Annotated in this window: 5 protein-coding genes; all 5 read right to left on the bottom strand. The window is 43.0% G+C overall.

Annotated features, from left to right (window positions below):
• Nucleotides 1-2 precede the first annotated feature (2 nt).
• The 5 genes from OQX62_RS12860 to OQX62_RS12840 all read right to left on the bottom strand — a co-directional run bounded on the left by OQX62_RS12860 (nt 3) and on the right by OQX62_RS12840 (nt 11,996).
• Nucleotides 3-3,167: a DUF6298 domain-containing protein gene (locus tag OQX62_RS12860; protein WP_265831939.1), complete on the bottom strand. Its 3,165-nt coding sequence runs from the start codon at nt 3,165-3,167 to the stop codon at nt 3-5.
• Nucleotides 3,168-3,235: 68 nt separating this feature from the next.
• Nucleotides 3,236-4,867: a polysaccharide lyase gene (locus OQX62_RS12855; RefSeq protein WP_265831938.1), complete on the bottom strand. Its 1,632-nt coding sequence runs from the start codon at nt 4,865-4,867 to the stop codon at nt 3,236-3,238.
• A gap of 1 nt (nt 4,868) precedes the next feature.
• Nucleotides 4,869-6,524: a pectate lyase family protein gene (locus OQX62_RS12850; RefSeq protein WP_265831937.1), complete on the bottom strand. Its 1,656-nt coding sequence runs from the start codon at nt 6,522-6,524 to the stop codon at nt 4,869-4,871.
• Nucleotides 6,525-6,902: 378 nt separating this feature from the next.
• Nucleotides 6,903-8,732, bottom strand: a complete 1,830-nt coding sequence (locus OQX62_RS12845; RefSeq protein WP_265831936.1) for a RagB/SusD family nutrient uptake outer membrane protein — start codon at nt 8,730-8,732, stop codon at nt 6,903-6,905.
• A 12-nt stretch (nt 8,733-8,744) separates the two neighbouring features.
• Nucleotides 8,745-11,996, bottom strand: a complete 3,252-nt coding sequence (locus OQX62_RS12840; protein ID WP_265831935.1) for a SusC/RagA family TonB-linked outer membrane protein — start codon at nt 11,994-11,996, stop codon at nt 8,745-8,747.
• Between the last annotated feature and the right edge of the window lie 21 nt (nt 11,997-12,017).

Below are 12,017 nucleotides of genomic sequence, written 5' to 3'. Positions count from 1 at the left end.
AGTTAAAGTTTTTGGATTAATATTACCTCGTCACCAGATCCTGTTTTCTGCATCGCTACTGTTCCTTTGACAGTCATCTTTTCCTGCCGAAGGACCTTTCCGTTTTTGGGATCCAGTACGGTTAGATGATATTTCCCGGGCTTTGCAGACAGATCAAGTTTTATCTCTTCAGCGGAAGCATTGTACAAGATATAAGCTTTTCCTTCTGCTGAAAGACCGTACTGTCCTGCAGCTTTTCCTTCTGGTAAAAATGGAGTCATGGTCGCTGCCAGGCTTAATATTGCAGGACTAAATCCTTCTATATTGGATAGTGATCCACCCGCCATAAAAATTGCCCAGCCGAAACTATCAAAGTTATCACCTGAATAAATCACCGCCTTAGCTGGATACTGAGTTCTGTATTCAGCTACTGCACGATACACTTCTTCAAAAGAAGTTTTCTTAGGTTTAAGCAACCTCGCGTGCTGCCTTGGAGCCAGGTTCTGTCCACCTTCCGGAGCATAAGCACTGCCATTCGCCTGGTAGTGCCAATACCTGATGTCGATCATATCAATTACAGCTGCCCGCTCAGGGTCAGCTAAAATCGCATCCTGAACATCTTTGGTCACACTTAAACCTATGATCGGATGTTTGCCAGTTTCCTTCTCCCATTCTTTAATGGTATCAATCCAGAATTGTACAAAATGAAGCGGACCAGTAAATTCTGCACCGATTAACTGGATAACGCCGGTATTCCCGTTAAAGTTCTCCAGGCATTTCCTAATGTAGGCACGATGAATGGCCCTGCGCTCTGCATTGCTGATATCGTAGAACTGCTCAGCCATAAAAATCCTTTTATCACCGGCGTAAGGAACAGGTTCCGGAAATCCACTGTTATTGATATTATTTGCCGTACGCCACGGAAAATCTGCATAATGCGCCCCCGCTTCAATGATATTATGCTGAAAATAATTCTGATGAATCAACACCAGCCCTTTTTGGTCCGCCAGATCCGCAAATTGCTTTAAACGGTCCCAATACCAAAGGTTATATTTTGTGAGATCATATTTACTTAATCCGTCCCATGCCTGATCCTGACCGCTCCGCGCAAAAGGAAGCTCATAAAAAGGTGCCCACACTTCCCCGTCCATTCTGCGGATCCGTTCATGATCGTCTCTTCTCCTGTCATACCAAAGACCGTAGTTATGGTCTATAATATTCAGCTTGCCCTCCTGCATCATCGTGGTTATCTGATCCAGGTCGTCTGTCAGCCCATTTCCGGCACGACCGGGCACAAAACGGGTGATATGGAATTTAGTGTTTTTTAACCCGTACGGACGGGCACTGCCATTCCACCAGGGAACCTCCTGACGATCGCCCAGCACGAGTTCCGTTCCACGAACAAGCATACCCTTCTGTACAGACATCGCTCCGGCTAATTGAGGTTGTTTAATTCGATCTGCACCGATTTCATCAATGCTTTTCACACCAGCAAGTGCTGATTTAATATTTGTTGTAGCATTACCTGCTACAATTGTTCCGGGTATAGGATTTCTTGCAGATGCCTGATCAATGTATTCCGCCAGCGTGAAGGCAGGAGCAATTGCCAGTTTAGTCAGTTTTTGCGCCACTGCTACCGGGGGACTGCTTGAGGCTTCAGTTTCTACCGGCAGTAAGAATGTTCTGGCGTCAACGTTTTCACCCATTCTGTCTTTTAATTGTGCATAATACAAACTCCTGGGTTGAATTTGTTCGTTAGACTGATCCCAGAAACCATCTCCTGCAAATTGTGCCCAGTTTCCAAATGCCCAATTCTGTGCCGTTGGCGGCTGATAACAATCAATTCTCGCCGCCGAACATTGCCAAAACATACTATTGGCGGCCGTCCAGCCTGCACCCTGACCATCCTGACCCCTGTTCATAAAACTGAGTGCCTGCCCCTCTACGTTGACAATATCAAATAATACTCCTGAGGCCCAACTGTCTATCGTGCCACTAAAACTAAATGGCAAATAAGACTGGCACTGCACAAAAACATTCGGTCCGGATGCACAGAAGCCTACTGCAAAATCATGATAGCCATATTCTGCATACAATCGTTGAAATAAAGTCTGCTGACCAGTAGTCAGGAAAGTATGACGTCTTTCCCCGCCAATTTCAGATACGGGTGATAGTGATTTGCAATCCTCAACGGTTATCCTTTTTGCTGTTTCCAGTACATTCACTGCTGAACCTGCAAAATGTTCAAATACCACCTGACGAACCCAGGCATCCTGCACATTTTCCATACAGATTGCCGTCCAGCGGTGGTATTCATCTTTCGTATTCTCTTTGTGATAGTCAGATACTAATTTTATGTGCTCTACGCCCGACTGTGAAATTCTGCCTTCCCAACTATATTTAGCTACTGTGGCGCCACCGTATTTGGCGTCCAACGCTGTAGTTAAGGGCGCATCCAGTGTAATTACATGGCCATTGATTGCAGTAATTTTTCTATCCCAGTACACATCCCGCTGTCCGGCTTTCCAGCCTAGAGAAGTAATGCCACCGCCAAAATGTCCGGTATGGATGTCTTCAATCCACTCCATTGTAGACGGCCGGTGGATATTTATAGGGTCTCCAGTTTTAAAACCCGTTATATTGGACAGCGTAATTTGAGTAGCATTTACCGGAACATATTGATCAGTAATCGTAACGGGAGCTTCATCCAGGCGATTGGCTTTCCCAAGTATCCTGATTACACCGATACGGTCTAAGCCGGTGGCATGGATTACCGTGCCCTGATCAGTCATTCCTGCCCCGCGAAGCACCACCCCCGAAGCCCGGATCGTTAAGGTTCCCGATACTTCATGAACACCTGCTGACAGCAAAACAGCTCCTCGTAATCCATCTTTTCCGATTGGTAATCTACTGACATAGTTTATTGCCGACTGGATTCTTACTGTCGCATCACCAGCCTTAACCGGAACCAATACTTTAACGGCTGCCATCGGAATAGCCCTTTCACCTGCCATATAACCAGCAAATGAAAAATCAGGCACCCTATTACCCTGTGCATCTGGCGTATAGGCCATCCTTCCGTTTTTATCCTTAAAAACAGGCTTAGGAGGCTCCACAGTTTTTGATTTTTGAGCAAATACTGATAATGAACCCGTCATAAAGAGTAAAACCACTAGCAGCTTTGACATTCGCAATCAATATTTAAAATTTTATCCAACATTTATCTTTTTACTCCAGTGATTATAATAGGAATTTATTAGGGCCTGACTTGACCAATATCCACCAAACTATTTAAATACACTTCGATATTCGCATAACCGCTCTTTGTAATTTTAGCAGCATCAGCGGCATCTCTAGGGTTTAATCCTTTTTTTAATTCCCAGGCATCTGGAATACCGTCGTTATCAGTATCCACATATGGTTTTCCATTATACTCCGGATAACCACCAACCTGTGCGATATCAGAAATGATCCCCTGCTTATACGAATCTGCTGGTAAGCGGCGTTTCACATAACTCTGCTTCGCCGGCAACACGCCGTCAGCCACATGCTCAATCTTACCGGTACGCACCTGTTTTACAATTCTTGTATCTACCGCATCGCGGATTGGCAGACTTGCACCAGCATTTGCCAATACATACGCATAAGCTTTTTTCGTATCAATGATCGATATTTTAGCCATTGGCAGCGGCCGATCTGTCCGTATAGAATCCAGCAGTTTTTGCAAATCCCTTTTACTTTCAGGTTGCACACCACCATCCCAGTTGTTTTTAGTAACCTTTTCATTCCCTTCAACGATATTTCCCGTCACATAGGCCTTTCCAAATTCACTGGTAAATCTTTTATCCCTGCCCGATTCCGGTTTCAGGATGCGGTAAGAGATCGGTGCATCCAACGGGGTGATCGGGCCAGGTTTATAATAGTTATTGATGAAGCTGTAAAATGAAGCATTATCCCCTCCGTCGGCACTGCGGTTCCACCAGTTAAAAATCACATTATTAGCAAAACCAAAATCGCCGTACATCCCTACAGAAGGGTTTCTGCTAATATTCGATGCCCAGAGATTGCGCATAAATGTACTGTTTAAGCCCCCGATGGTACTGCCAAACGCATGGTTATAGGTATCTAAAGCTTCAGAGAAGATTGAATTTTGTATAGTCACATTAACCGTTGGCAGCTTAACCGGTTTAGAGCCATCTTTTGGATCATAAACATGGCGGTAAATAGACATATTTTCATCCAGTCCCCAGCTTGCAGAAACGTGATCAATGATGATATTTCCGACCGGGTTACCACCAATGGCATCATCGCGGCGTGTAACATCAGTTTCGCCTCTGCGGAAGCGCATGTACCTGATCACCACATCATGTGTATTGATCCATACCGATTCTCCGGCGACACAAACCCCATCACCGGGCGCACTTTGTCCTGCGATAGTGACATAAGGTGCAAGGATAATCAGCGGAGATTTTAACCTGATAATCCCGGAAACATTAAATACAATGATTCTGGCACCTCCCTGTTCACAAGCTTCACGTAAGGTACCCTTGCCAGCATCTGCCAAACTACTCACCACGAAGACTTTACCACCTCTGCCACCAAATGAGAAGGCACCTCCACCTTCTGCACCAGGGAAAGCCGCAAGTTTAGCCTGCGGTAAATCAGAAGGTTTTGCTGCCCATGGAATATAGGGTTTCCCGTTTTTAGCTTCCGCATCTACCACAGGTTTTACTTTTAAGAACTGCTGTTCTGAAAGCGCCGTAATATTTTCCATGATAGCATCTGCTTTCTTTTCCATCTCTGGCGGAATAACCGGATACTGGGCACGGGCCACATTAACTAGTGCAAGAACGGTGCTTATCGTTAAAAGCGAGCTGAACTTTATCATATTAATCAGGCTTTACAGTAGCCGTTGAAACTACACTATTTAGGTAAACTTCTATGTTTGAATAACCACTTTTGCCAATTTTTGCGGCATCACTGGCATCCTTAGGATTCAATCCGTTTTTTAATTCGTAAGCATCGGGCATACCGTCGTCATCAGTATCTTTGTAAGGCGTTCCCTTATATTCAGGATAACCACCAACCTGACTGATATCTGTAATGATACCCAGTTTGTAAGAATCTTTAGGTAAACGGCGGTGTTCAAAATCTTTCTCAGGCAATTTCACACCTTCAATGTATTCAATTTTACCTGTTTTCACCTGTTTCACAATTCTTGTATCTACCGGATCCCTTTTAGGAAGTGTGGCCCCTGCATTGGCTAACACATAATCTTTCGCCTTTAATGTTGGTAAAATAGTAATCTTAGCCATCGGGAAAGGTTTATTCACCCGCATCGCCGCAAAATACGGGGAGGCCTGCTCAAAGGTCAATAGCTCGCCTTTTTTATTTTCTACCTGCACACCGCCGTCCCAGTTATTTTTAGTCACCCTTTCATTTCCTTCAATAATATTCCCTTCCACATAGGCACGTCCAAACACCACATAGGGAAGTTTACTGCGACCAGACTCGGGTTTTAATATCCTGTAACTGATTGGTTCTTTCAGGTCGGTTACAGGACCTGGTTTGTAATAATTATTGACAATATTGTATAACGCGGTATAATCTCCACCATCTGTAGATCTGTTGTTCCAGTTAAAAACTACATTGTTCGCAAAATTGAAGATACCGTTCCAGCCGATTGATGGGTTTCTTGCCCCGTTATCAGCCCACAGATTTCTCATAAACGTACAGTTCTCCCCGCCAAGCGTACTTCCGAACGCATGATTCCAGGTATCTAAGGCCTCAGAAAAAATAGAGTTTTGTATAGTAATATTTACTGTAGCCAGCTTCTCTTCAGTTTTACCGGTACTGTCATTATACATATGGCGGTACATCGACATGTTTTCATCTAATCCCCAGCTGGCAGAAACGTGGTCAATCATGATATTTCCTACAGGATTGCCGCCAATAGCATCATCTCTTCTGCCTACAAAAGTTTCACCGCGACGAAAACGCATAAAACGAACTACAACATCGTGGGTATTCAGCCAAACGGATTCGCCGGCTACACAAACTCCATCACCTGGTGCAGTTTGCCCCGCAATAGTGATATAAGGCGCGCGGATGATCAATGGGGTTTTTATGCGAATTACTCCTGACACATTAAAAACTACGATTCTTGCCCCGCCCTGTTCGCAGGCATCACGTAATGAACCAGGTCCGCTGTCATTTAAATTCTTAACTACGATGACCCTGCCACCACGACCACCAAAGCTGAAAGCACCACCACCTTCTGCACCAGGGAAAGCAGCAATCTCTGCCTGCGGCAAATCGGTTGGTCTGCCTGCCCATGGAATATAGGGTTTCCCTTGTCTTGATTCCTGTGCAATAATCACCTTGGCTTTTTCCCAGGCAATTTCTGACTGACGTTCAGTTTCTTTCATCATCTCATCAGAAGCTTTTTTAACATCCTCCGGAATTTTAGGATACTGCGCAAACGAATAAGTAGTGGAGAGTGTTAATACTGCAGAAAAGAGCAGATTGAAAATGTTCCTGTTCATGTGTATGTTCTTGGTAGGAAGACAAAATAAGGTTTCGCTCAAATAAGCTCAAAACAAATCTCTTTAATTATCAAGATTTTTGTTCATTTCTTTTGTATTCCCTGGTTTATATTTCTTGGTTAGAATTATACTATATTTCAAATTTGCAATCAAAAAGCCACATTTTACTGCATAATTTTGACAAGGTATTGTACGATCTTATCAATGAATCCAAATATCAGTAACAATCTAAACGCATTATCACAGCAGTGTTACAAATTACCAAATAATTCATATATAAATAATACTTTCTTTAATAAAAAAGGAGGCAAATTTTGCCCCCTCTTTTAAACCAAAAATATTACATTAAAAGCTGCTGGGAATGGCGATCATGCCCAACTATTTTGTTGGATCAAACGGACCTCCCCACGTATTATTTTGCTGCAGATTGATGTTGTTTATTAAAGAGTTTGTTGGTATTCCAAAAAAGTAAACTTCTGGCTGGTACGTGATATTGTAGGTATCCAGCTCTTTGGTGGTTACTGTAAAGCTTGTGGTATACAAAGCATCTAAGTTTGTATTCGCAGAAGCGTCACGTGTAGCCAGCAGGTAATCTGTATTTGTACCTGTGTTTTTCAACGCAATGGTTACACCCAATCTTCTTTTGCCATTCAGTGTAGACTCTAGTAATTTTCTACGGCGAAGGTCCCAGAAGCGTTTACCTTCATAAGCCAGCTCAATATTTCTCTCACGCAGCACGGCACTAACCAGCTGCGTTGAATTAAGTCCGACAGGCAATCCATACAATCCATCGGCACCTGCTTCAATACCGGCCCGTTTTCTAATGGCGATGATATTTGCATAAGCTTCTTGTCCCTGACCAGTATTTCCGATTTCTGCGGCACATTCTGCCTGGTTCAGCAATACTTCTGCATAACGGATCTCTATCCAGTCTGTACCAGCATTTTGAAAGTTTGCCAGGGTTAATGAAGGATCAATCCCTTTGCGCAGGTACAATCCACTGGAAGTTACTGCGCTTTCAGTGGATGCCAGTACATTATTTCTTGTAAAATAATAGGTCCATAACCGGTAATTAGGATTACCCGCCAAAGGCCAGCTGGCACCATTATATGCGATGGTCTGATCAAACCTTGGATCACGGTCCTTATAGAAAGTCGCCTGGTTATAGGTATATTTTCCAGAGGTGCCAATATCTTTACCATCCTTCATCGGAAAAGCTAAAGCCATATTCCAAGTTGGCAGGTTAGAACCGCCGGTACTTCCGATATATTTAGGAACAGTTGAATTCGGGTAGCTGTTATTATTCTGACCGATATCTGTTGTTCCGGTATTGTAAAGTGTTGCAAAAACGGCTTCCGGATTTCTGGGTGTACTACCGCCATTACTTCCTTCTGTAGTCCACATACTTGCATCAAACTTTGCATACAAGCCAAAACCATTTGCAGATAAAGTAGCTATAGCTTCTGTGTTCGCCTTATATGCATCTTGCCACCTCGATATAATATTGGTAGGATTGAATTCTGGTGAGGCAAAATAAAGCAGTATCCTGCCTTTGTAGGCTTGTGCAGCTCCCTTAGTGATACGACCATAATCATTGTTTGATGGCCACTTAGTTGGTATATATTTGATGCAGGAATCCAGATCCCTTGCAATCTGTGCAAAAGTTTCTGATGTGCTGCTTCTTGGCAGCAAAGCAGCTAGTTTAGCTTCCTCTCCCACGGCATCAAGCGGAACAAGTACAAGAGGCACTCCACCATACAATTTAGCCAGTTCAAAATATCGGAAAGCTCTCCAAAAGTAAGCCTGCGCAATAAACCTTTTTTTGACTGCCGGATCCATTGTACCCGCATTTACATCGCGGATAAACATGTTAATAGTACGGATTTTAAAATAGTTTCCACTGGTATTTGTAGCACCGATATCAGTCACAGATTCAATAGTAGCAGTTCCTTTTACAAAGACATTGTCGCCATAAACTTCTTCAGCTAAGCTATTCACCGAGCCACTCAAACCACCGGTATTTCCAAACCAGGCAGGCTGGTTCTGACTGTATATATAGTCTACGCTTAATTTTGTGGTGGTAGAATCATTATAAACCTGATCTGCGGTAAAGCTTCCCAGATCCTGTTTTTCTAAAACTTTTTTACAGCTGCTGAACATCAATGGTATCAGGCAGGCTGTTATGGATAGTATATTTAATTTTTTCATGATAGCCAATTATTATAGTCCAACATTTAAACCAAAAGAATATGTTTTGAGTGTTGGATAACTTCCGATCTGAGTTCCAAAATCTCTGTATTTCCCAGGGAAAGGATTGATAAACTGAACAGGGTTTGTTGCCTGTGCAAATAACCTTAAACTTGCAATTCCCACTTTCTCGGTCCATTTAACCGGTACTGTATAACTTAAGTTGGCATTGCTGATGTTGAATGTGGTTGCTGATACCAGCCAGAAATCGCTTGTTTCATAAATGCTGGAGAAATAAGGGTTTGGATAAGCTGCGCCGGTATTTGCCGGTGTCCAGTGATCTGACCAATAGGCTGCCCTGTTACTATAGGTACCCGGACTATTACCTGCTGGTTTCAATCCGCCGATATTGGTTTTACCTCCCCAGGCTAATCCCATTACTACATTTAAGCTTAAACCGCTGTAACCCACATTAAAATTTAAACCCAGGTTATTGTGGTTGCTTTGTCGGTCGCTTACATATACCCTATCCTTCAGATCGATCACTCCATCACCATTGGTATCTTCATAATTGATCATACCAGGCTGTAAAGGGTTATCTAAGATTTTCACTTTAGTAGCAGCTCCTGCAACGGCAGAGCCGTTTAATCGTTGTGCAATAATTGCATTGGCCTCTTCCTGATTTCTGATGATACCTAATGATTTATAACCAAAAACCCCTCTGTCACTTGAAAAACCAGTTAAGTCTTCGAGCGATCCTCTGATACCAGCAGATACGTCATATATAATATTTTTGTTGTCGCTCCAGGTATAAAATGGCGTGAAACCGAAGTTTACCTGTCCAATTTTATCACGGTAAGCAACGCTCAACTCATAACCAAACATATTGGCTTTTGCAAAGTTCTCTGTTGGAACAGCAGCACCGATTGTTGCCGGAACTGAAGCGGTCAGTGTAGATAACAGGTTGTAACCATGTGTCCAGAAATACTCACCTGAAACAGTTACTTTATTTTTTAGTATCCCAAGGTCAAAACCATAATTGGTTTTCAAATATTTATCCCATGACACAAATTCATTTGGGATGGCAATATTGGCTTTAATAGCGATACTTCTATCGATCTCATTAAAAACAGCCCCACCGGAACTGCCGGTACCTAAATTGTATGAGGATAGGAACTGATAAGCTTTAGTCGCGTCAGTTCCGGTCAGACCCACTGAGGCACGAATCTTAAATAGATCGATAAACTTGAACCTGTCTTTGAAAAACTGCTCCTGAGATACTACCCAGCCTGCTGATGCTGCCGGGAACCCTCCCCAATTTCGACCCGGACTAAACCTTGAACTTCCATCACGGCGATATACCAGTTGCAGCAGATATTTATTGTCGTAATCATAATTGATACGGGTAATCAGAGATTGAAAAGCAGATTCGCTTACCTGTCCGGATTGCGTAGAAGTTTGTGAACCAACAGCAAATGTCTGATAAGGCAATCCGCCGGCGACCAATCCTTCCACCATTGCGGCCACACCTTCAGTTGAAAGCTCTCTTTGTTCAAATAAAGCCAGAGCTGAAACATTGTGTTTACCAAAAGATCTATTGTAATTTAAACCCGCATTTAACTGGTAGTTGTCTGAAAATATCGGGTTAAGCCTAAGCCTGTCGCCATTCCTGATGGGGAATATTCCTTGTAATGCTCCACCTGGAATGTGATTATTGCCGCCTGTACCAGCATATTTATAGTAGTTAAATGTAGTACCATACTGCTTGCCATTCGAACTGCTGATGTTATTATTAAGGGTTGCTGTGGCCGTTAAACCTTTCACCCCCGGTACTTCATAAGTAACTTTACCAAGCATATTCATCACATAAGATTTGGAGCTGGTGAAATTGTTTGAATTCTGGATCAGGAAAAAGTTAACGTTATCTAATCCGCCGGTATTGCTGGAACCCAAAATTACGGGGTTGCCATTGATATAATATTCAGACCAGGGGTTAACATTTTGTAATGAAGCAACATCATTATCTAAACTTTCTGTAGTGCTGTTCAATTTATAATAATAACTGCGGGAGCTGGACACATCTGTACTTACTGACGCAGAAACGGTTAAGCGTTTTGATAATTTTGCATCAACACTAGCGCGGAGGCCATATTTACTGGAGCTCACCCCTTTAAAGTTGGAGTTTTGCGAGACATAGTCACCCCCAACAAAATAAGTAACCTTATCACTACCACCGCTAATGTTCAGTGCCTGACGGTACATGTAGGAAGTTTTAAAGGCTTCATCCAGCCAATTGTGGTTATTTTTTGAAAAATAATCCAGCTCATCCGGAGTGTACCATTGCGTTACCGTTCTTGTTGGTTCCGCAACACCATTGGTGACAATGTAGCCATCAGGATTAATGAATTTGTTGACTGGTGTACCAGCTATAGTTTGCTGATAAACCTGTGCATTCAAATAATCGTTCACGAAATTACCCAATTGTATACCAGACATCATCTTAGGCAGCGTTGTTGCGTCAGAAAACCCAACGGAACTGCTAAGATTAATTCTTGGTGCACCTGAGCGACCGCGTTTAGTTCTTACAATTACAACCCCATTTGCACCTGAGACCCCATAAATCGCTGCTTCTGCATCTTTCAAAACAGAAACACTTTCTACAACATTCTGATCCAGTAAATCAAAATCTGATTGCGTTCTGATTACATCATCAATTACAAAGATCGGGTTGGTTCCCTGCTGGCTGTCTTTAGAATATACTACAGGATTTCTAACTGTAATTGTTGTACCCTGACCCGCGCGCTGCGTGCCTCCGGAAATAGATAAACCAGGCACGGTTCCTCTTAAAGCAGCACTTAAAGAGAGTGCAGGAACGTCTTCTACCTGTTTCAGGTCTATAGTGGAAACGGCTCCTGTTAGCGTAGCCCGCTTTTGCGTTCCATAACCAACTACTACCACTTCATCCAAACCCTGGTTGTCTGATGCCAGTCTTACGGTCAGGTTGGTCTGAGCTCCTACAGGGATTTGCTGTCTTACATATCCGATGTAAGAAAATACTAAAACATCGGTGTTTGATTTTACCTGTATAGTAAAGAAACCGTCCGAGTTGGTGCTGACATTACTTGGAATGCCTTTTAAGCTGACGTTCACCCCAGGTATGCCTTTGCCATCGCTCTGGTCGACCACCTTACCTGTCACCTTTCGGTCCTGGGCAAACAACATTGTACATGCCAGCATCGTGATCAGCAGTGACAATGTAATTTTACGTGTAAAATTTATGTTCATAGTGTTTATTTGGTTTTGCTT

The sequence above is a fragment of the Pedobacter sp. MR2016-24 genome (genome assembly GCF_026239655.1).
In the GTDB taxonomy this organism is placed as follows: Bacteria; Bacteroidota; Bacteroidia; order Sphingobacteriales; family Sphingobacteriaceae; genus Pedobacter.
Note: the sequence above shows the minus strand (reverse complement) of the source record. Positions and strands in the feature narration are given on the sequence as shown.